Here is a 22,225-nt window from a genome sequence, read left to right on the forward strand (position 1 = left end):
AAGAAAAGGAAGAAAAAAACTACCTTTACAGCAGAAAATATGGACGATTATGGAAACATATGAATTTTTCACTACCGGAGAGAAACGTTTACTCTTCGTACTCTACCGAAAATTATTACAGCTTTCCGGAGAAACGCTCCACAAAGGCGATTGCAAAAAGCTAAAGACACATCTTATAAACTCTATACAGAATAACCGCATACAACGAGATATATTCGGTCTGAATCCGGTTATCAAAGATATGCAGACCGCTGTTATTGTAGCGGAAGAAATAGGTATGAAGCGAGCATCCATTTTAGGGCTGATGCTTCACGACTCCGTGCGTTGCGGTACTTGCACTTCCGAAGAAGTGGAACAGAATTATGGTGAAGATGTGGCAGGTATCATACGTGGGTTGATTCGGGTAAACGAGCTTTACTCCAAGAGCCCCACTATCGAATCGGAAAACTTCCGCAACCTGTTATTGTCTTTTGCAGAAGATATGCGTGTTATCCTCATCATGATTGCTGACCGCGTGAACATCATGCGTCAGATAAAAGATTGCGAAAATGACGATGCACGCAAGCAAGTGGCCAATGAAGCCGCCTATCTGTATGCTCCCCTCGCCCATAAGCTGGGGCTGTATAAATTGAAATCGGAGTTGGAAGATTTGTCTCTGAAATATACGGAGAAAGATGTTTACTATCATATTAAAGAAAAACTGAACGAAACAAAAGCTTCGCGTGACAAATATATAGCCGCTTTCATCGCTCCGGTACAGAAGAAGCTGGAAGACGCGGGATTACATTTCCACATCAAGGGACGCACTAAGTCCATTCATTCTATCTATCAGAAGATGAAGAAACAGAAATGTCCTTTTGAAGGAGTGTATGACTTGTTTGCCATTCGCGTTATTTTGGATTCTCAGGTAGAAAAAGAGAAGTTGGAATGCTGGCAGGCATACTCCATTGTAACGGATATGTACCAGCCTAACCCGAAGCGTCTGCGTGACTGGCTTTCTGTGCCCAAAAGCAACGGATATGAGTCGCTGCATATCACCGTCATGGGACCTGAAGGCAAATGGGTAGAAGTGCAGATACGTACCGAGCGTATGGATGAGATTGCCGAGCGAGGTCTTGCCGCCCACTGGCGATATAAAGGCATAAAAGGTGAAAGCGGTCTGGATGAATGGTTGACTTCCGTACGTGAAGCATTGGAGAATTCTGACAGTAGCGGTCTGGAAACAATGGATCAGTTCAAACTGGACTTATACGAAGACGAGGTGTTTGTCTTTACTCCTAAAGGGGACTTGTTCAAGTTGGGTAAAGGTTCCACCGTACTCGATTTTGCCTTTCATATCCACAGCAAACTGGGTTGCAAATGTATCGGTGCAAAAGTAAACGGCAAGAATGCACAGTTAAAGCAGATTTTGAATAGCGGTGACCAAGTTGAAATTATGACTTCCAATACCCAGACTCCCAAACAGGGATGGCTGAATATCGTCACGACCTCCAAGGCACGCACCAAAATACGACAGGCACTCAAGGAGATGGCTGCCCGCCAACACGCATTTGCCAAAGAAACACTGGAACGTAAATTCAAAAACCGGAAAATAGAATATGATGAGGGTACGATGATGCGTCTCATCAAGCGTCTCGGTTTCAAAGTAGTAACAGATTTCTATCAAAGTATTGCCGATGAAACATTGGACATCAACGACATTATAGATAAGTATCTTGAACTGCAAAAGCGGGAGAATGACACCCACGATGACATCGTTTATCGCAGTGCCGAAGGTTATAATTTGCAAACTGCCACTCTGCCTGAAGAGACAACAGCCAAAGAGGACGTGCTTGTCATCGATCAGAATCTGAAGGGGCTGGACTTTAAACTGGCACGCTGTTGTAATCCTATTTATGGAGATGAGGTCTTCGGGTTTGTTACCGTAAGCGGCGGCATCAAGATACACCGTTGCGACTGCCCGAATGCAAGCGACTTGCGCGAACGTTTCGGATATCGTATCGTAAAAGCACGTTGGGCGGGTAAATCGCAGGGAACACAGTATCCCATTACGCTGCGTGTAGTAGGACACGATGATATAGGTATCGTAACCAATATCACCTCTATCATCTCTAAAGAGACCGGAATTACACTGCGAAGTATCGGTATTGATTCGCACGATGGTTTATTCTCAGGTACACTTACCATTATGGTAGGCGATACAGGAAGACTGGAAACACTCATCAAGAAACTGAGAACGGTAAAGGGAGTAAAACAAGTATCAAGAAACTGAATTCAGCGATTAGCATGAAATACGATTTAAAAAAACAACTCCGTAGTTTCGGGTATGCCTGGAATGGCATTCGAAATTGCGTGGGCAAGGAACAGAACCTAAGCTTTCATCTGATTGCAACAGTGGTAGTAATTATAACCGGGGTTGTCTTGAAGATTACACGCACCGAATGGATAGCAGTTGTCTTGTGCATCGGTATGGTGATTGCCGCTGAGCTATTCAATACCGCCATCGAAAAGCTGGTTGATTTAGTATCTCCCGAACAGCATCCCATTGCGGGACAAGTAAAGGACATTGCCGCCGGAGCAGTGCTGGTATGCGCTGTAGCGGCGGCAATAATAGGGTTGATTATCTTTATACCGTATCTTTAAAAAACGCGTTATCTTACTTTTTTCTTTTTATAATAAGGATATGTCAGCAGGATGAAGAAGAAGAATGCAAGTATAACGGCTACACCGGCTACATGATAGAGCAAGTACGCATCCGCCAATTTACAGGCTGTGGCAAGACCTGCAAAAATCCCTGTCTCCATAGCCAGATAGCATGTCGTATTGGCGGTCCCTCGCTGACAGTGATGCGACAGTTTCACAAACATTCTTATAAATGCCCCTGTCAGAAACGCCAATATCGCCAAAGCTGAAAATGTAATGTAGTCCCCTATATATAATAAGGGTAATAACACGCCCGGCACAAAAGCTATTAATAACATATTCAATGCAGGGACCCATGCACGCGGCAAAAAGAAGCGGTCTAAACTGCATAGTTTCATACCGATAGGCGCACGGAAAGCGACATATACCCTCGAGGCAAAGTACATACTGAGAACTCCGGTAGCAACAGCCAAATAAACAACCGTACGAAGACCATAAAGGTCGTACAATACGATGCCGCTTCCCGCTCCTATCAGCATACCCAGCCTTGCAGACCACGCATATACCATATTCCCCGCACTGCGTCGCGCCGATGTCGTAATGTCAATAGCTACCGTAATACCTGCCGTCGTTGCCAATCCGAAACATGCTCCTTGCACCAATGCAAGCAGCAACAACTTTATATAATTATCTGCAAAAATATATCCGGGAATTGTCGCCAACAAGATAAGAGTAGAATAAAGCAATACGTTTTTCCGTTTATATTCATCACACAGATAGGCATGAAACGGACCTACTGCAAACATCGCCGCTACAAATACCAGAAACATACTCCCTACCTGAGGAACGGATATTCCCAGCTGCTCCGGCATTACGAACGATAGTACGGGAAAAAGCATATAGACGGATGTAAACAACAACAAGTTTGCCGCACACATCCGCCAAAAGTTGAGTGTCATAAGTCCGTTAGTACTGTTCTTTCTCATTCGGGAAATCTAAGTTCTTCACATCAGATATATAATGGCTGATAGCATCCGTCATTATTGTATGAAGATCGGCGTAGCGACGCAGGAATCGAGGACGGAAACCATTGTTCATGCCCAACATATCCTGAACTACCAGTACCTGACCGTCTACTCCTCCACCTGCACCGATACCGATGATAGGAATAGTCAATTCACTTGCCACACGCTCTGCCAACGCTGCAGGAATTTTTTCCAATACAATGGCAAAACACCCTGCCTCTTCCAGCAAATGGGCATCACGCACCAGTTTCTCCGCTTCCGCATCATCTTTGGCGCGTACGGTATAAGTTCCGTACTTATTGATAGACTGCGGCATCAGCCCAAGATGCCCCATGATAGGGATACCTGCGCTGAGAATACGCTTTACCGTACCGATAATTTCTTCTCCACCTTCCAGTTTCAGAGCATCGGCATGGCTCTCTTTCATAATACGGATAGCTGAAGCCAAACCTTCCATTTCATTTCCCTGATAGGAACCGAAAGGCATATCCACTACCACCATTGCACGCTTTACACCACGAACAACGGACTTGGCATGGTAAATCATCTGGTCGAGAGTTATCGGAAGCGTAGTCACATTACCTGCCATTACATTGGAAGCGGAATCGCCTACCAGAATAACGTCCATACCTGCGCCGTCTACAATCTGCGCCATGGTATAGTCATAAGAAGTCAACATTGATATTTTTTCGCCTCTTTGTTTCATCTCAACAAGACGATGCGTAGTCACTTTACGAGTATCGTCTGAAATATATCCAGCCATAGTTATTTACAATTTTACAAATTACAATTTACAATCTGCCATACAAAGTCTCCGCACGGCGGCGCAAAGGTAGCGCTTTTTCCCATTACTTGTGCACTTGAAGCATTTTATCGTATGTAAAGCCCGTAAAATCATCCAATATGCAATGGCATAACGGAGCGATGGCCTCACGGGGATTTGTCGTAGCCAACCCTATGACTACAGCTTCGGATGCCATACCCGCTTTCAGTCCGTTAAAGGAATCCTCAAATACATATGTGGTGTCAGGAGTTGTACCAAACACTTCCATTCCGAGCAAGAAGCAATCAGGAGCCGGCTTTGAATGAGCAAACATTTCTGCCGTAAGAATCCTATCAAACATGGTTTTTACCTCAGGACGGGCACGATAGACAGCGGACATCTTTTGATCGTTGGAACTGGTGACAACTGCCATTTTAACTGCGTGACGTCGCAAGTCGGCAATGAAATCGAGTACCCCGGGAATATATTCGTATTTCATTTCTTGCTCAAAGCGATTGAGGGCAGCGGTTATTTCCTGCTGTTCTTCCACTTTTCCGGAAAAGAAGGTATCGTAGATATACACCAAGGTCTGACCTTTAACACGGCTTTCCAAATTTTCCATTCCTAAATAATCTACACCTACCTTATGCCAGAAGATAGAATACTGCGTCTCGGTATCCATGATGACACCATCAAAATCAAAAAGGATGGCTGTTGTTTTTATTGTATTCATAAACAATGTTTTTTGACTAAGTACATCATCCTAATTCTCTTATGCTATCTGTCATTCAGAGCGTAGCGAAGAATCTACTCTCTTGAGATATACGCAGGGAAGAGATTCTTCGCTACGCTCTGAATGACAGATAGCATAAACTAATTATGCACATTTACTTAAGAGAACATACTTACATTAATAAATCGGGAGCAAAGTTCTGAATAATCATCGAACTGAGCAAATATTTCTTATCTTTGCATTTGCTTAATTGACGTATATCAAATGAATAATCCGCATATTTTAGGAACCGAAAGAATCGGCAAGCTTCTTGTACAATATTCTATCCCTGCCATTATAGGTATGACAATAACTTCGTTGTACAACATCATCGACAGTATTTTTATCGGTCATGGTGTGGGTGCTATGGGTATTGCCGGACTTGCCATTACTTTTCCATTGATGAACCTTGTAGTTGCTTTCTGTACGCTGGTTTCAGCGGGCGGCTCCGCTATTTCATCCATACGGTTGGGGCAAAAAGATGTTGACGGGGCAACGGATGTATTGAACCACACTCTGGCTTTATGCCTTCTCAACGCATTTCTGTTCGGTGGCATCTCCTTTATTTTTTTGGATGAAATCTTACGTTTTTTCGGAGCCAGCAACGAAACTCTGCCTTATGCACGCGACTTTATGCAAGTGATTTTACTGGGTACCCCCGTTACCTATACAATGATTGGACTGAATAACGTAATGCGTGCCACCGGTTATCCCAAGAAAGCAATGCTGACTTCCATGGTTACAGTGGTCTGCAACATCATACTGGCTCCCATCTTTATATTCCACTTAGACTGGGGTATTCGCGGTGCGGCAACAGCAACAGTCATCTCACAATTCATCGGTATGGTATGGGTAGTAAGCCATTTCCTGCAAAAAGCAAGCATCGTTCAATTGCAACCCGGATTCTGGAAAATGAAAAAACGTATCATCAGCAGTATATTCTCCATAGGAATGTCACCTTTCCTTATGAATGTTACTGCATGCGTCATTGTGATTATAGTGAACAACAGTCTCCAACATTACGGTGGTGATATGGCTATCGGCGCTTACGGCATCATGAACCGGCTACTGGTGCTGTATGTAATGATTGTATTAGGTCTGACTATGGGTATGCAACCTATTGTCGGCTATAATTTCGGTGCACAAAAATACGATCGTGTAAAGGCGGCGTTACGCCTAAGCATTATTGCGGGCGTCTGCATCACCAGTACGGGTTTTATCATCTGCGAACTGTTTCCACATGCCGTATCGTCTATCTTTACGAGTGACGGGCAACTGATTGATATGGCCTCCAGAGGGGTACGTATCGGTATAGCTATGTTCCCGTTGGTAGGTGCGCAAATTGTTATCGGTAACTTTTTCCAAAGTATCGGTAAAGCGAAGATTAGCATATTCCTGTCTCTTACCCGGCAGTTATTATACCTACTGCCGGGCTTGATTATCCTCCCCCGTTATATGGGTTTGGACGGGATTTGGGCATGTATGCCTGTATCTGATTTCTTCGCATTTGTTACAGCTGTCATTGCGCTGTGGATGTACGTAAAGAACTACAAATATTTTATTCGCTCTTGATACTGTTGACCGGATTCTCATTGGCAATCCGCCATGCCTTAACCACCACTACCAGCACAATAAGCACTAACAATATCACTCCTACCCCGATGAACCAGCCGGGAGAAAGTAACGTCCCATCCGGAAACTGCTCCATCCATATGCCGGAGACATACCATGAGAAAGCAATGCCTATCAGCACTGCCCCCACAGCCACCTTCAGGATACCGGCAGAAAGCAAAAGCAATATGGAATAAACCTCAGCACCGTTCACCTTACGAATGGCTATTTCTTTGCTGCGACGCTGTGTCTCGTCGCTGACATAACCTATCAGCCCCATCAAGACGATAAGCAATATACAGCCCGAAATCACCGTCACAATGTTGCGAAAGCGGGACACACTTTCATTTTGCCATTCACGTATCTCTTGATAAGTGGAGAACTCCAACAATTTGTTCGGATAAGCTTCCTTAACAAAGGCGTTCAGCTTTCTCAAATTCTCTTCCTCCGGTTCTTTCAGGCGTACATTGAAAGTGCGGTTACGGTCGTTCAGAATGAAGGCCGTACAAGTCTGCTCGTTGAAGAAACCCATATTGCGCACATCATCCACCACACCCACAATCGTGGGGGACTCCTGCAATCCTGCCCATGAAGGTTTTATCGGCAGCTTCCGTCCTATCACGTTATCCTGCCATTTCATAGTCCGTACCGTCTCCTTGCCTACCACGGCTTCGCCGACATGCTGTGGAAATACGCCTTCCAATAGCTTCAATCCTGTTACTTTCGGGAAGTCCTTATCTATAAGCATGAAGTGTAGCGGACACAGAAAGTTGCCTTGCGCATCGGTCAGACGGTTTGTACTGTAATGCTGCAACAGCATTTTGCTGCTGCATGCTACCGCTTCCACGTAAGGTTGGCGCCTAATGGCATCAGATATTCCCTCATTTTCCTCTATCGCTCCATTGACAGAGCCTACTGCCAGCCGTTCGGTTTGAAAGCCGACACGACTGCTCACCACTTCCCGGTATTGCCATACCGTAGTGAGTAACACCCCCAAGATAAAAGCCACTCCCATGAACTGCACAAAGAGCAGTCCACGTTTCCACGAGCGTTTACCCTCCGTATAGCGGCGAAACACCTGTGTCACGGGAATGCGTGCATACATGCGCCCCGGTAATACTCCCGCCACTACAAAGAGCAGCAGTACCGTCAGTAGCGGCACATAGAGATTGCTCCATGTAAACAAATCTGCCAACCGTGTACCCAACATCCCTTCGATACGTTCTCCAAGAAAATACATCAATAGCAGGCATGCTACCGTGGACACGAGTACCAATATTCCCGTCTCCCACAAAAACAAGCCTAGTATATGCCCCTCACCGGCTCCACTGCACTTATGCACGCCCACCATTTTAGCCCGCCGGCTCATAGAGGCAATTGCCGCCAGCACATAGTTCATAACCGACACAAAGAAGATAGAAAAACCCAGCCCCCCCATAATGAGCAACTTGCGTTGCGTATCGGGTCGGCTCCGGTAAATCTCACGTATCGGTATCACGCTATACTCCGTCACTACGGATTCTCCCAAATGGGGGTCGGTGTATTGCTCCACTGCCTTTTGCACACGTCGGTTCATGACATCCACATCACTTGACTGTTTCAACCGGAAAAGAATATGATAAATATTGTTCGTTCCCCATGTGCCCACCCCATATCCCCAATCCAATACGGCGCTGGAAAGCAGAATTTCGTGGGGAAAGTTAGTATTGCGTGGCACTTCCCTATAAACACCCCGAATGGTGACATTGAACATCTTCTCTACGGAAAGTTCCTTTCCTATGGGATTCTCATCACCAAAGATGCGACGTGCCATACTTCGTGAGATAAAAGCATTCTGCATCAGGGCAAGGTCATTGGGATTACCCTCCAGCACCTCCATACCGGTGGTACGGAAATAGAGCGTATCTACACACAACATAGGCGTGTCTTCCAGTTTCTTGTCATCTTTGTAGAAGGTGGCCTGAAAGAAGGTGGAAGTCAGGCTGGCACATTCCACCTGTTCGGGCATTGCCTCCCACAAGTCGGCAGCCGCAGGACGATAAGTACCGTAATTATACCCTTTCTCCGGGATTCCGTCTTTGGTATTGCGCATCCGAAGCATCACCAACCGCTCCGGATCTTGGTAGAAATCCTCATAACTAAACTCATAAGCAATCTGTGAGAACAGCAGAATGCCCATAAACAAGCCCAGTGTCAGAGATACCGTCTTTACCACATTGCTACTCCGCCCGCGCAGCAACGTTTGTACCGTATAATACAATTGCCTCATGGCTTACACCCCCATATTTGTATTCACGCTCGCCACTACGCTACCGTCGAACAGATGCACCGTACGATGCGCAAATGAGGCATCATGTTGGGAGTGTGTCACCATGATAATGGTAGTGCCTTCCTTGTTCAACTCCGTCAGCAAGCTCATTACCTCTGCTCCGTTTTTGGAGTCCAGATTACCGGTAGGTTCATCGGCAAGAATCAGTTTAGGATTCGTTACCACAGCACGGGCAATGGCTACACGTTGTTGCTGACCGCCTGAAAGCTGTTGTGGAAAATGCTTGGCACGGTGGCTGATATTCATCCGTTTCAGAATATCATCTACCATACGCTTGCGTTCGCCGGCTTTTACTCCCAAATAGGTAAGAGGAAGCTCTACATTCTCATAAACATTCAGTTCATCTATCAGATTGAAACTTTGAAATACAAATCCCAGTTTGCCTTTGCGTACACGGGTACGTTCTTTCTCTTTCAAATCCGCCACTTCCTGTCCGAGTAGCTTATAACTGCCTTCCGTAGGATTATCCAACAGACCGAGTATATTTAATAAGGTAGACTTCCCGCAACCGGACGGTCCCATAATGGCTACAAACTCACCTTCTTTTACTTCGAGGTTTACATGATTCAATGCTACCGTCTCTACTTCCGAGGTACGGAATACTTTGCTGATGTTATTAATTTCAATCATAATTTTCGTTTTTCTATGTATTGTTTTTTATTCACTCTTAATACTGTTCACCGGATTTTCGTTTGCTATCCGCCAAGATTTCCAAAGGACGCAACTTACGATTACTGCCAAGTTAGCAACCACCACCAATACGTACACTATCCAACTGAGAGGAATCTGCTCGGCAAACTGTTCCATCCAAATACCATTGACATACCATGCTGCGATACTTCCGATAAGAACAGCCGGCAATGCCACAACAAGCACATCTTTAGACAACAGTTCCAAAACAGAAGAGGCTTCCGCACCGTTAACTTTACGGATTGCAATTTCTTTGCTGCGACGGCGCACTTCATCAGCGGTATACCCTATCAAACCCATCAACATGACGAAGAACATCGTTATGGCTGCCATTAACGTGGCGTTACGGAATACACGGACAGAGTTGTATGCGTTGGCAACATTCTTCTCGTAACCTCTGAAATCAATCGTCCGGTCATGAAATGCCTGTGCCACATCTTTGTTCAACTGTCGCAGATTAGTTTCAAAAGGAGCTTTCAGACGAAGATGTATCGTACCGTAAAAGTTTTTATCCCCCTTAGCTATAAACGGCATTTTCGGAGTAGTAAAAGATTCTATCTGAAAATCATTCAAGACCCCGGAAATTTTATATCGCCTTCCATCAATATTTATCATGCGTCCCACTACATCTTCCCCCCAACGCATCATCTCCGCAAAGGTTTCATTGACAATCACTTCATCTTTATCACGCGCCATACGCCCCGCTTTAAAAGTCATTCCCATTAGAGACGGATAATCCTCACGCATATAATAACAGGCACGTGAAGAAAAGAGCGCTTGTCCGCCCTCGTCTTTAATCATCGAACCGCTATAACCGAAAATAGGCGTATTGTTGGCACTGGACACTGCTTCCACATAAGGCAACCCTTTGAAAAAGTGATAAGCGGCATCACGTGCTTCTTCCGTGTCCCAATAAGCATCTCCTATTGCCATGCGCTGAGGATCGTAGCCCATATCCTTGTTGAGCACATACTGGTATTGCGCCATCACTACACACATCAGTCCGCATATGAATGCCACACCGGCAAACTGAATGAAGAGCAACGGACGCTTCCAACCTTTCTTACCCTCTGTATAACGGCGGAATACCTGCGACACGGGAATACGGGCAAACAACCGACCCGGCAACACTCCGCCCACTATAAACAGTACGGTTATCACCGACAATGGTACCCAAATACGAGCCGGCGCCAACAGTAAAGAGAGTTTTGCAACAGCCGTATCCTCAAAGAAATCACGAAAATTCAAGAGAACCAGAGCCATCAACAGTAATGCCGCTGCAATGATTAAGCCCGTTTCCAATAAAAACATCCCAAATATCTTGCCACCGCTCGCGCCATTACACTTATGTACACCTATTGCTTTGGCACGATAAGTTAACGAAGAAATGGAAATCAGCACATAGTTCAATGCGGCGATAAAAAGAATGGCAAGACCTAAAATACTCATTATGTTGCGCATCCGCATCACATCTTCACGATTACGATATGTATCGCGAATAGGTTGCACAAATGCAGAATAACCGAATTCTTTCTTATCCACTGCAGGACGATACTTGTCTATCATGGCATCAATGCGTGTATTTATCACCGACTTGTCTGCTCCCGGACGGAAACGGATATATTCAGGAAAGCTGTCACCGCCACTCCACGAGTAATTACCTATTTTACGACTCCATATAGTAGGCATTGAAATAACGGCATCATGATGCCGAGTAACATTTTCCGGTAATGCCTCGTAAGTTCCTTTCACGGTAAGGTCGTACTGATGATCATAACTGATAACTTTCCCTATGGGATTTTCTCCGCCAAACATCTTTTGGGCAAGACGGTCGCTTAAAAAAACAATATCCGGTTGCTGGAGGTCATTCACCGGTTTTCCACTAAGGACTTCAATACCCATTGTCTGGAAATAAAGCGAATCGGCAACTATCTTTTCTTCATCAAAACGAACATTTCCATTATACAGCGGAGCATTCATCCAATGGCAAGTACTCGTAGCAGCCTCTACTTGTTCGGGAAAGTTCTCTAATATGGCACCTGCCACCGGACCGCTATTCTGTTCCTGTGGCGGATATTTCTCACCTTTGACGGTAAACACAGACCAAATTTGGTAAAGATTGTCATAGTCTTTGTAACAGGTATCAAAGCTCTGTTCGTATGCTACGCGGGAGAACAACAGGATACTCATCGTCAAGCTTAATCCTAAAGAGATTATCTTGATGATATTCGATCCACGTCCCCGAAGCAAGGTTTGAATGACATAATAGATTTGTTTCATACTATATTTATATTGCTATGTTTTCCTGCTTGAATAATGCAGAAAGCGTGCCAAAAACAATATACCACTGGCTATCAACAAATAGCAAACAAGTAATAACTGTACTCATGTCTAATTTTTAGACACTGCCTGTCCAAGAATTAGACACCTCCCCAATTATGAACTATAGAACAGAAAAACGGAAAATAGGATAAGTTTTCTATCAAACGAAAACTCTAACTTTGCCGAAAGTTTTCATTGCATATAATCCCATAAATATGATAAAGCTATACAAACCTTTATTTCTATCATTCTTCTGCCTGTTTATGGGCAGTTGTGATATGATAGATTATCATCCGTATGATGTACGAATCAGCGGCGAGACTGATGTTAATGCCCATAATATTGCAGAAATAGAACAGAAGTGCAAAGATAAGACAACGATTAAATTCGTGACTATGGGTGACTCTCAACGTTGGTATGACGAAACATTGGATTTCGTAAAAGAAATAAATAAGCGCAATGATATTGATTTCGTAATACACGGAGGAGACATGAGCGATTTTGGCCTTACAGATGAATTCCTTTGGCAGCGTGATATTATGAATAAACTTAATGTACCCTATGTAGCCCTGATTGGCAACCACGACTGTTTAGGTACAGGAGAGGAAACGTTTCGCATCGTATTCGGTAATCCCAATTTTTCGTTCATTGCCGGACGGATAAAATTCGTATGCCTGAATACCAATGCGATGGAATTCGATTACTCCCGCCCCATTCCCGACTTTACATATCTGGAGGGAGAGCTTACCAACCGCCGGGATGAATTCGACAAAACCGTAGTGTCCATGCACGTGCGTCCCTATACCGACCAATTCAACAATAATGTGGCCCGGGTCTTTCACCGCTATGTAGCCGAATTTCCCGGTATACAATTTTGCACTGCCGCCCACGAACACCATGTTTTTGAGGAAAATCTTTTTGAAGACGGCATCATGTATTATATGAGCGACTGTATGAAAAACCGTAATTACTATATATTCACTATAACCCCCGACGGATATGAACGCGAAGTGGTCTATTTCTAAACAACCGGTACTCACCGTTATCTGCCTGTTGTTACTGTGGTGCGTTTCACTTTCCGCACAAGAAAAGGATACGGTGTTTGTTACAAAATACGATACAATTTATTTGCAACACAAACCGGATACAGTTGTTACCGGGCACGTGCGCCACAGTCGTTACGACCGACGTGTACACCGTTACCGCAGACGGTGGGAAGCCTTAATTCCAACCCATACCAAAATACAGTTTGCCGGTAATATGGGACTGCTCTCACTGGGTACAGGCTGGGATTACGGAAAACGTAACCAATGGGAAACGGACATTTTTCTGGGTGTCCTTCCCAAGTATCAATCCGATTGCACCAAGATGACATTTACCTTGAAACAAAACTATATTCCGTGGAGTTTGCAAATCAAAGAAAGCCGATTCTCGGCAGAGCCCCTTACCTGCGGTATGTACTTCAACACCGTATTCGGCGACGAGTTTTGGGTAAGCGAACCGGAGCGTTATCCGAAAGGCTACTACGGTTTTTCGTCCAAAGTACGCATCCATGCTTTCTTGGGGCAACGCATCACTTATGACATTGACCCTCGCCGCAGATTTACAGCAAAAGCTATTACGTTTTTCTACGAACTGAGTACTTGCGATTTATACATCGTAAGTGCCTTCACCAATAAATATCTGAAACCAAAGGATTACCTGAGTCTGTCCTTCGGGCTGAAGTTGCAGTTGCTGTAAGCTTTGTACGAAAGATACCAACCGTTGGTACAAGGAATACCAAACATTGGTACGAGGAATACCAACCATTGGTACAGCGTGTACCAAACATTGGTATAATCAGTATTCCTAAATTATTATCTTTCTTTCCCCCTTTCTCGGGAAAATAGAATATATTTGTCCTCACAAATATAAAAAGACACTGTTCTGCCATGAAGAAATCCGGAAACATTCTTATCGTTGATGACAATCGCGGTGTACTCACCGCTTTGCAACTGCTGTTGAAACCTCATTTTGATAAAATAACCACTCTTTCTTCACCGGTTACCCTTCCCGCTACTTTGCACGAAGATACATGGCGGGTAGTACTCCTCGACATGAACTTCACGTCCGGTATCAATACCGGAAACGAAGGCCTTTACTGGCTGCACGAAATAAAGAAGCAATATCCGGCACTCCCCGTAGTGCTGTTCACCGCTTATGCCGACATAGACCTTGCCGTACGCGGGATAAAGGAGGGTGCAACGGACTTTATCGTCAAGCCCTGGGATAACGGAAAATTAGTAGAGACTCTGCTGAATGCTGCACAAAACACCCCTGCATCCGGGAAGAAGAAAACAACGGCTGAATCTGCAAACGCGGTTCCTTCCATGTACTGGGGAGAAAGTCCCGTCATGCAACAGCTTCGCATACTGGTAGAAAAGGTGGCAGTCACCGATGCCAATATCCTTATCACCGGTGAAAACGGTACGGGTAAAGAGATGCTTGCCCGCGAAATACACGCCCTTTCCACCCGCCGCCGCAAGGAAATGATAAGCGTGGACATGGGCGCCATTACCGAAAGCCTTTTTGAAAGCGAGCTTTTCGGACACATGAAAGGCTCTTTCACCGATGCCCATGCCGACCGTCCCGGAAAGTTCGAAGTTGCCGACCACAGCACGCTCTTTCTTGATGAAATCGGTAATCTCCCCTATCATCTGCAAGCCAAACTACTGACAGCCATTCAGCGCCGCAGCATCGTACGGGTGGGCAGCAATACGCCTGTTCCCGTAGACATCCGCCTTATCTGCGCCACCAACCGCAACCTGTCCGAAATGGCGGACAAAGGAGAATTCCGTGAAGACCTGCTCTACCGTATCAACACCATCCATCTTGAAATCCCTGCATTGCGGGAGCGACCGGAAGATATAATTCCGCTGGCAGAGCGTTTCATAACACGCTTCTGCAAGCAATACGGAAAAACGCCTTTACGTCTGGACAATGCGGCGCGCGAGAAGCTGATGCTGCATCCCTGGTTCGGTAACATCCGCGAACTGGAGCATGCCATCGAAAAAGCCGTTATCATCTGTGACGGCGCATTCCTATCCGCCGGATTATTCCAGCTGCAACGCAGAAACGAAACACCGGAAATGCCCGTATCCACTCTTGAAGACATGGAAAAGCAAATGATACGCCGGACACTGGACAAGTGCGGCGGTAATCTTTCGGCTGTAGCCTCGCAACTGGGCATTACCCGGCAGACGCTTTACAATAAAATGAAAAAGTATGGACTTTAAGAAATATAAGAGTATAAGCCAATATTATATTTTCCGGACCGTCGTCAGTCTGCTCATAGCTGTGGCCGCCGGAATAATGTGGACGTTATTCTTCCTGAAGTCTCCGGAATCACACAGTCTTGGCGACCCTTTGTTTTGGGCTGTATTCTTCACCGTATTTCTTCCTCTGGCGGTACGCTGGCAGCAACAGTTGTATCACCGCCATACCCGTAAAGTCCTTTTCATGCTCGATGCCATTGAAAACAACGATACGGCCATTCACTTTTCCGAAACGGACGGTACCGAAGACAACCGTCTCATAAGCCGTTCCTTGAACCGTGTAGCCCGCGTATTATATAATGTAAAGAGCGAAACCGCCCAACAGGAGAAGTACTACGAGCTTATCCTCGACTGTGTAAACACCGGCATTATCGTGCTGAACGACAACGGAGCAATCTATCAAAAGAACAACGAAGCCCTGCACCTGCTCGGGCTGGAAGTATTTACCCACATCCGCCAGCTGTCACGTGTGGACAATCATCTGATGGATATGCTCACCACTTGCCGTTCCGGCGACAAGTTCCAAGTGGCATTCAGCAATGAACGCGGCACAGTGAACCTTGCTATCCGCGTCAGCGACATCACTGTCCGTCGGGAACACCTGCGCATTCTTGCACTGAACGACATCAACAACGAGCTGGACGAAAAAGAAATAGATTCATGGATACGCCTTACACGGGTACTGACCCATGAGATTATGAACGCCGTAACCCCCATCACCTCCTTAAGCGACACGCTATCAGAACTGACCGAAGCAAAAATATCAAAAGAAGAGATACGCAATGGTCTGCAAACCATCAGCGCCACAGGCAAAGGGCTGCTCGCTTTCGTAGAATCCTATCGCAGATTTACACGCATCCCTACTCCCGAGCCCTCTTTATTCTATCTCAAAAGTTTCATCAGCCGCATGGTGGAACTGGCGCGACATCAGTATCCCGGCACTCCGGTCAGTTTCAATGTTTCCATCGTTCCCGATGATTTGATACTCCATGCAGACGAGAACCTCATTTCACAGGTCATCATCAACTTACTGAAGAACGCCATACAGGCTTTTGAAATGTCTCCCTCTCCCACAGAAGAAAAACACATCAACATACGCGCCTATTGCAACGAAGCCGAAGCCGTACTGATTGAAATATCCAATAACGGCCCTGCCATTCCCCCGGACATTGCCGAACATATCTTCATCCCCTTCTTCACAACCAAAGAAAACGGAAGCGGCATCGGGCTGAGCATCTCCCGGCAAATCATGCGCTTATCCGGCGGAAGCATCTCTCTGATACCCGGAAAAGAGACTACTTTTGTGTTGAAGTTTAATTGAACTAATTAAGTCTTGTATTTGTTAGCAATAATAAATATCTTTGTACACTAAGGTACATAAAACATTCTATAAACAACTTTATAACACAATACTTATGTTATTTACAGCCGAAAATATTCTACTCGTAGGTTCTATTTTACTTTTCGTCAGTATCATCGTAGGTAAGACAGGCTATCGCTTCGGAGTTCCCGCTTTGTTGCTTTTTCTTGTAGTGGGTATGCTCTTCGGTAGCGACGGGCTCGGATTGCAATTCCATAATGCCAAAGAGGCGCAGTTCATCGGTATGGTGGCCTTAAGCATCATCCTGTTTTCGGGTGGTATGGACACCAAGTTCACAGAAATCAAGCCCATTCTCTCCCCCGGTATCGTATTGTCCACTTTCGGCGTACTGCTGACAGCGTTGTTTACCGGATTATTCATATGGTGGCTTTCGGGCATGAGCTGGACCAATATTCATCTGCCGCTCATCACATCCCTGCTGCTCGCTTCTACCATGTCGTCCACGGACTCGGCATCCGTGTTCGCCATCCTACGCTCGCAGAAGATGAATTTGAAGCACAACCTGCGGCCTATGTTGGAGTTGGAAAGCGGCAGTAACGACCCGATGGCCTATATGCTGACTATCGTGCTGATTCAGTTTATCCAGTCTTCGGGAATGGGCGTTTCACAAATAGCCCTCTCATTTGTGATACAGTTCATTGTGGGTGCTGCCGCAGGTTATCTATTGGGCAAACTGGCTATCCTCATGCTGAACAAGCTGAACATTGACAACCAGTCACTCTATCCCATCCTGCTGCTGTCGTTCGTGTTCTTCACATTCTCCATCACCGATCTGATGAAAGGTAACGGCTATCTGGCGGTCTACATTGCCGGTATGATGGTAGGCAACAACAAAATTATGTACCGCAAGGAGATTTACACCTTTATGGACGGACTGACATGGCTTTTCCAGATAATCATGTTCCTTTGTCTCGGCCTGCTGGTCAACCCGCACGAAATGCTTGAAGTGGCGTGCGTGGCATTGCTCATCGGCATCTTTATGATTGTAATAGGACGTCCGCTCAGCGTATTTCTCTGTCTGCTCCCATTTGGAAAACGCATCAATCTGAAGTCCAAGTTCTTTGTTTCGTGGGTGGGATTGCGCGGCGCAGTCCCCATTATCTTCGCCACTTATCCGGTGGTGGCGGATGTGCCCGGTGCGGATGCAATCTTTAATATCGTGTTCTTCATCACCATTCTGTCCCTCATCATTCAAGGCACTACCGTTTCAAAAGTAGCAAGCATGATGGGACTTTCCACCCCGATGGAAAAGACGGGCAATGACTTCGGAGTAGAACTGCCCGAAGATATTGATTCCGACCTGCGCGATGTAACCGTCACCCAAGAGATACTCGACACGAAAGGCGATACACTCAAAGACATGAATCTGCCTCAGGGAACCCTCGTTATGATAGTGAAGCGCGGCAACGAATATCTGATACCTAACGGTAGTCTGAAACTCCATGTGGGAGACAAGCTGCTTCTTATTTCTGAAAAGACCAAAGAATAGGAAATAAGGAAGAGTGTTCTCCCATGAAAAAAAACTCAAACCACTTGCTTTGCATCACTATAAGCCCTATATTTGCGCAGTTTTAACTAAAGTGTGCAAATATACGCATGGAACAAGAACAACGGTTCATTGACTATATCGAACAAAGCATCGTACAGAACTGGGACAGAAATGCCCTGACAGACTACAAAGGAATAACTCTACAATATAAGGATGTTGCCCGCAAGATTGCAAAATTTCATATCGTATTGGAAAGCGCCGGTATTCAGCCCGGTGATAAAATAGCCGTATGTGGTCGTAACAGCGCCCATTGGGCGGTCTGCTTTCTGGCAACTGTAACTTATGGCGCTGTAATTGTTCCTATCCTCCACGAATTCAAGGCAGATAATATACACAATATCGTCAACCATTCCGAAGCTAAACTCCTTTTTGTCGGTGACCAGGCTTGGGAAAACTTGAACGAAGAGGCCATGCCGCTGCTTATGGGAGTTGTCCTGCTGACGGACTTCACTCCGGTTGTCTGCCGGGACGAACGTCTCATGGAAGCTTTTGAACACCGCAACGCCATCTACGGCTCACGCTACCCCAAGAATTTCCGTCCCGAACATATTTGCTACCGTAAGGAACAATCGCCCAAGGAATTGGCGGTCATCAATTATACGTCCGGTACTACAGGCTACTCCAAAGGCGTAATGCTGCCCTACCGCAGTTTGTGGTCCAACATAGCCTACTGCCACGAGATGCTACCCGTACGTCCCAGTGACCATATTGTATCCATGCTTCCTTTGGGACACGTTTTCGGTATGGTATACGATTTTCTTTACGGCTTCTCGGCAGGCGCACACCTTTACTTCCTTACCCGTATGCCGTCGCCAAAGATTATCGCACAGTCATTCTCCGAAATCAAGCCGCGCGTCATATCTTGCGTACCTCTCATCGTAGAGAAGATTATCAAGAAAAATATCCTACCCCTTATAGACAACAAAATAGGTAAACTATTGCTGCGGATGCCCATCGTCAACGACAAGATAAAGGCTGATATGCGCAAGAAAGCAATGGATGTTTTCGGCGGAAACTTCGATGAAATCATTATCGGCGGCGCGCCTTTCAACGCTGATGTGGAACGTTTCCTCAAACAGATAGGATTTCCCTACACCATTGCTTACGGCATGACGGAATGTGGCCCTATCATCTGCTCCAGCCGTTGGGAAACCCTGAAGCTTGCTTCTTGTGGAAAAGCTACCACACGTATGGAAGTAAAAATAGACTCTCCCGATCCTCAGAATGTAGCGGGTGAAATCATCTGCCGGGGAACTAACCTCATGTTGGGTTATTACAAGAATGCAGATGCCACTTCTCAAATAATAGACGTCAATGGCTGGCTGCACACAGGTGACCTTGCCACAATGGATGCCGATGGCTACGTCACCGTACGCGGGCGCAGCAAGAATATGCTTCTCACTTCCAGCGGACAGAACATCTATCCCGAAGAAATAGAAAGCAAGCTGAACAATATGCCATACGTATCAGAATCATTGATTGTATTGCAACACGATAAACTCGTAGCTCTGATATATCCGGACTTTGACGATGCTTTTGCTCATGGCCTGCAACAAGCCGATATAGAGAAAGCGATGGAAGCCAACCGGAATGAGCTGAACCTGCTGCTGCCAACATACTGCCAGATTACTAAAGTGAAAATACACTTTGAGGAATTTGAAAAGACCGCCAAAAAGAGTATCAAACGCTTCATGTATCAAGAAGCAAAAGGCTGAGATTCTTAAAAAACATATAGCAAGAAGTATGATTTTATAATAAGTGTTATAAAACATATTTTTTTTCTTGGATAATTTGCAGATTTCTCAAGTGTCCGTATCTTTGTAGTGTGTTTTTCATAGTATTAGATTTAAGGTTAACAAAGGTTGGAGTACAGCGGTACTCCTTTTTTTATGTCTTTACATTTCAGTGCCCCGGAATATTAATTATCTTTACGAAAAAAATTGAAAGGCATGGATATACATACGTTTATCAACAATTATCGGGAAGCATTCGGGCAGCAAACTGAACTTCCTATCGCTTTTTGGTACTCCGACCAATTAGAAACTTCGACAGAGAAAGTAAACGGTTGCTTCTTCAAAAGCATGGCGCAAGTCAGAAGCGGAAAAACAATCAGCCTCAACGCAGAGACAATAAGTTGCGGTGGCGGCAAGTTTTACACAGGCTTCACAGATATGCCGGAGCATGTGCCCGGTTTCGTTTCTTTAAAAGAGAAATACAAGAAAACACCTGAAATGGTTATCGACTTTATACAAAAGTTACAAGTACCCAAAACAGAAAAAGCCTATCTCCACTTTACACGAATCGATAATCTAACTTCTTTCGACAAAGTGGAAGGTATACTGTTCCTCGCAACTCCCGATATTTTGGCCGGACTGACTACGTGGGCTTTTTCCGACAACAATACATCAGACTGTGTATCTGCTCCGTTCGGTTCGGGCTGCTGCTCTGTCGTAACCCAAGCCGTTCTTGAAAATCGGAAGCAAGGAAAAAGAACTTTTCTGGGATTCTTCGACCCGTCTGTACGTCCTCACTTTGAGGCAGACTTACTAAGTTTTACAATTCCAATGTCCCGATTCAAGGAAATGTATCATACAATGCGCGAAAGCTGTCTGTTTGGTACACATGCTTGGAGCAAACTAAAGGAAAGAATAGAAAGTACCCGGAAAGAAACAATTTCTTTCAATCATTTAAATGTGTCTTTTGAGATTCTTCCGAACATTATGTTGCGTGAAGTAACGATAGAAGACGCGGCTGCCATATATCATGCCATTGATACCCACCGCGATTATATGCGTACTTGGCTGCCGTTTGTCGATAATCTGAAGTCCGTAGCCGACGAAGAAAACTTTTTGAAAGGAGTCCTCTCTGCCCCTGCCGAAAACTACGAGCCGATATTCGGCATCCGAAACAAACAGAATGAGATTTGCGGACTGGTAGGTTTCCATTTCTCCGACTTTGCCAATCACCGTACAGAAATCGGTTATTGGTTACTGCCCGAATACCAGCATCAAGGCATTATGACTGCTTGCGTTCGCCGCCTGTGCCAATGGGCAGTTGAAACCAAAAATATAAAACGCATACAGATACGCTGTGCCACAGGCAATACTGCAAGTAACGGCATTCCTATCCGACTTGGTTTCCGTCTGGAAGGAACAGAACGTGCCGGAGAATTATTGGCCTCGGGAAAATATGCAGATATACACGTATACAGTATTTTGAAAGAAGAGCTTATTATGGAACAACAAATTCAACTCAACGAACACAACAAGCAGGAATATCCACCTATGCATACCACCGAACACATCATTAATCAGACAATGATTAGATTATTTGGCTGCGGACGTTCTGTCTCCGCCCATATAGAACGTAAAAAGAGTAAATTGGATTATCTGTTGCCAACCTGCCCCACAGAAGAGCAGATAAAGATTCTGGAAAAAGCGGTCAATGAAGTTATAGCGCGACATCTGCCTGTAACAACCGAGTTCATCACTCAGGAAGAAGCCAAGGGCAGGTTTGATTTGGAACGCTTGCCGGAAGATGCTTCGGAAACCGTACGTGTGGTAAAAGTCGGTGATTACGATGAATGCCTTTGCATCGGTACGCACGTTGCCAATACTTCCGAAATAGGAACCTTCAAAATTATCAGCCACGATTGGGACGAAGAAAGCAAACGTTGGCGGATGCGTTTTAAATTAGTATGAAATTCCATCGAATATCAATCTGACGAAGTTTACTGAACAAGAAAAAGAAAAAGCCAAAAATTCATTGACGTAAAATAAAGTAACCGGTAATTAGGCGAATGCCTCGATACAATGATTTGTTACCG

Annotated in this window: 16 protein-coding genes and 1 pseudogene; 11 read left to right on the top strand and 6 right to left on the bottom strand. The window is 45.2% G+C overall.

Annotated features, from left to right (window positions below):
• The first annotated feature begins 49 nt into the window (after positions 1 to 49).
• Both KG118_RS09450 and KG118_RS09455 read left to right on the top strand, forming a co-directional pair.
• Positions 50 to 2,272: a RelA/SpoT family protein gene (locus tag KG118_RS09450; RefSeq protein ID WP_117712729.1), complete on the top strand. Its 2,223-nt coding sequence runs from the start codon at positions 50 to 52 to the stop codon at positions 2,270 to 2,272.
• A gap of 14 nt (positions 2,273 to 2,286) precedes the next feature.
• Entirely contained in the window at positions 2,287 to 2,643 is a 357-nt protein-coding gene (locus tag KG118_RS09455; RefSeq protein ID WP_117712728.1) for a diacylglycerol kinase family protein, read from the top strand.
• Positions 2,644 to 2,651: 8 nt separating this feature from the next.
• Here KG118_RS09455 and KG118_RS09460 read toward each other — a convergent pair whose 3' ends face one another.
• The 3 genes from KG118_RS09460 to KG118_RS09470 form a co-directional block, all read right to left on the bottom strand.
• Positions 2,652 to 3,629 (bottom strand): MFS transporter, encoded by a 978-nt coding sequence (locus tag KG118_RS09460; protein WP_117712727.1) that lies wholly within the window; start codon positions 3,627 to 3,629, stop codon positions 2,652 to 2,654.
• Entirely contained in the window at positions 3,610 to 4,431 is an 822-nt protein-coding gene (gene panB / locus KG118_RS09465) for a 3-methyl-2-oxobutanoate hydroxymethyltransferase (RefSeq protein WP_117712726.1), read from the bottom strand. The genes KG118_RS09460 and panB overlap by 20 nt, the downstream gene beginning before the upstream one ends.
• 85 nt (positions 4,432 to 4,516) lie before the next feature.
• Entirely contained in the window at positions 4,517 to 5,164 is a 648-nt protein-coding gene (locus KG118_RS09470; RefSeq protein WP_117712725.1) for an HAD family hydrolase, read from the bottom strand.
• 264 nt (positions 5,165 to 5,428) lie between these two features.
• Between KG118_RS09470 and KG118_RS09475 the strand changes: the two genes are divergently transcribed.
• Complete coding sequence (locus tag KG118_RS09475) at positions 5,429 to 6,775, top strand: MATE family efflux transporter (protein WP_117712724.1); 1,347 nt, start codon at positions 5,429 to 5,431, stop codon at positions 6,773 to 6,775.
• On the opposite strand, the gene KG118_RS09480 is transcribed toward KG118_RS09475, so the two are convergent.
• The 3 genes from KG118_RS09480 to KG118_RS09490 are packed head-to-tail and all read right to left on the bottom strand — an operon-like array spanning position 6,762 to position 12,113.
• The gene (locus tag KG118_RS09480; protein ID WP_117712723.1) at positions 6,762 to 9,083 is read right to left on the bottom strand and encodes an ABC transporter permease; all 2,322 of its coding nucleotides are present in this window, start codon (positions 9,081 to 9,083) and stop codon (positions 6,762 to 6,764) included. The two genes, KG118_RS09475 and KG118_RS09480, sit on opposite strands and share 14 nt — an antisense overlap.
• A gap of 3 nt (positions 9,084 to 9,086) precedes the next feature.
• Positions 9,087 to 9,773 (bottom strand): ABC transporter ATP-binding protein, encoded by a 687-nt coding sequence (locus KG118_RS09485; protein ID WP_117712722.1) that lies wholly within the window; start codon positions 9,771 to 9,773, stop codon positions 9,087 to 9,089.
• A 27-nt stretch (positions 9,774 to 9,800) separates the two neighbouring features.
• Positions 9,801 to 12,113 carry an ABC transporter permease gene (locus KG118_RS09490; protein ID WP_118323810.1) on the bottom strand — a complete coding sequence of 771 codons (2,313 nt, stop codon included), beginning with the start codon at positions 12,111 to 12,113 and terminating at the stop codon, positions 9,801 to 9,803.
• Positions 12,114 to 12,370: 257 nt separating this feature from the next.
• Between KG118_RS09490 and KG118_RS09495 the strand changes: the two genes are divergently transcribed.
• The 8 genes and pseudogenes from KG118_RS09495 (at position 12,371) to KG118_RS17480 (ending at position 22,100) form a co-directional block, all read left to right on the top strand.
• Positions 12,371 to 13,180, top strand: coding sequence for a metallophosphoesterase family protein (locus KG118_RS09495; protein ID WP_117712720.1), 810 nt, complete (start codon positions 12,371 to 12,373; stop codon positions 13,178 to 13,180).
• A complete protein-coding gene (locus tag KG118_RS09500; RefSeq protein ID WP_117712719.1) occupies positions 13,155 to 13,895 on the top strand; it encodes a hypothetical protein in 741 nt (246 codons plus the stop codon). The genes KG118_RS09495 and KG118_RS09500 overlap by 26 nt, the downstream gene beginning before the upstream one ends.
• Before the next feature lie 191 nt (positions 13,896 to 14,086).
• Positions 14,087 to 15,430 carry a sigma-54-dependent transcriptional regulator gene (locus KG118_RS09505; RefSeq protein ID WP_117712718.1) on the top strand — a complete coding sequence of 448 codons (1,344 nt, stop codon included), beginning with the start codon at positions 14,087 to 14,089 and terminating at the stop codon, positions 15,428 to 15,430.
• Positions 15,420 to 16,790 carry a sensor histidine kinase gene (locus KG118_RS09510; RefSeq protein WP_117712717.1) on the top strand — a complete coding sequence of 457 codons (1,371 nt, stop codon included), beginning with the start codon at positions 15,420 to 15,422 and terminating at the stop codon, positions 16,788 to 16,790. The genes KG118_RS09505 and KG118_RS09510 overlap by 11 nt, the downstream gene beginning before the upstream one ends.
• 94 nt (positions 16,791 to 16,884) lie before the next feature.
• A complete protein-coding gene (locus KG118_RS09515) occupies positions 16,885 to 18,339 on the top strand; it encodes a potassium/proton antiporter (RefSeq protein WP_117712716.1) in 1,455 nt (484 codons plus the stop codon).
• Positions 18,340 to 18,446: 107 nt separating this feature from the next.
• Positions 18,447 to 20,114, top strand: coding sequence for a long-chain fatty acid--CoA ligase (locus tag KG118_RS09520; RefSeq protein ID WP_117712715.1), 1,668 nt, complete (start codon positions 18,447 to 18,449; stop codon positions 20,112 to 20,114).
• Positions 20,115 to 20,348: 234 nt separating this feature from the next.
• Positions 20,349 to 21,632 (top strand): annotated as a pseudogene (locus tag KG118_RS17475) (GNAT family N-acetyltransferase); the annotation flags it as partial.
• Positions 21,633 to 22,100 carry an alanyl-tRNA editing protein gene (locus KG118_RS17480; protein WP_233514916.1) on the top strand — a complete coding sequence of 156 codons (468 nt, stop codon included), beginning with the start codon at positions 21,633 to 21,635 and terminating at the stop codon, positions 22,098 to 22,100.
• Positions 22,101 to 22,225: the final 125 nt, after the last annotated feature.

The organism is Bacteroides propionicigenes (assembly GCF_018390535.1).
GTDB lineage: Bacteria > Bacteroidota > Bacteroidia > Bacteroidales > Bacteroidaceae > Bacteroides > Bacteroides propionicigenes.

Excerpts from the sequence above, each read along its gene's own strand:
- KG118_RS09450 (WP_117712729.1), top strand. The coding sequence starts at position 50 with ATGGAAACATATGAATTTTTCACTACCGGAGAGAAACGTTTACTCTTC.
- KG118_RS09455 (WP_117712728.1), top strand. The coding sequence starts at position 2,287 with ATGAAATACGATTTAAAAAAACAACTCCGTAGTTTCGGGTATGCCTGG.
- KG118_RS09460 (WP_117712727.1), bottom strand. The coding sequence starts at position 3,629 with ATGAGAAAGAACAGTACTAACGGACTTATGACACTCAACTTTTGGCGG.
- panB (WP_117712726.1), bottom strand. The coding sequence starts at position 4,431 with ATGGCTGGATATATTTCAGACGATACTCGTAAAGTGACTACGCATCGT.
- KG118_RS09470 (WP_117712725.1), bottom strand. The coding sequence starts at position 5,164 with ATGAATACAATAAAAACAACAGCCATCCTTTTTGATTTTGATGGTGTC.
- KG118_RS09475 (WP_117712724.1), top strand. The coding sequence starts at position 5,429 with ATGAATAATCCGCATATTTTAGGAACCGAAAGAATCGGCAAGCTTCTT.
- KG118_RS09480 (WP_117712723.1), bottom strand. The coding sequence starts at position 9,083 with ATGAGGCAATTGTATTATACGGTACAAACGTTGCTGCGCGGGCGGAGT.
- KG118_RS09485 (WP_117712722.1), bottom strand. The coding sequence starts at position 9,773 with ATGATTGAAATTAATAACATCAGCAAAGTATTCCGTACCTCGGAAGTA.
- KG118_RS09490 (WP_118323810.1), bottom strand. The coding sequence starts at position 12,113 with ATGAAACAAATCTATTATGTCATTCAAACCTTGCTTCGGGGACGTGGA.
- KG118_RS09495 (WP_117712720.1), top strand. The coding sequence starts at position 12,371 with ATGATAAAGCTATACAAACCTTTATTTCTATCATTCTTCTGCCTGTTT.
- KG118_RS09500 (WP_117712719.1), top strand. The coding sequence starts at position 13,155 with ATGAACGCGAAGTGGTCTATTTCTAAACAACCGGTACTCACCGTTATC.
- KG118_RS09505 (WP_117712718.1), top strand. The coding sequence starts at position 14,087 with ATGAAGAAATCCGGAAACATTCTTATCGTTGATGACAATCGCGGTGTA.
- KG118_RS09510 (WP_117712717.1), top strand. The coding sequence starts at position 15,420 with ATGGACTTTAAGAAATATAAGAGTATAAGCCAATATTATATTTTCCGG.
- KG118_RS09515 (WP_117712716.1), top strand. The coding sequence starts at position 16,885 with ATGTTATTTACAGCCGAAAATATTCTACTCGTAGGTTCTATTTTACTT.
- KG118_RS09520 (WP_117712715.1), top strand. The coding sequence starts at position 18,447 with ATGGAACAAGAACAACGGTTCATTGACTATATCGAACAAAGCATCGTA.
- KG118_RS17480 (WP_233514916.1), top strand. The coding sequence starts at position 21,633 with ATGGAACAACAAATTCAACTCAACGAACACAACAAGCAGGAATATCCA.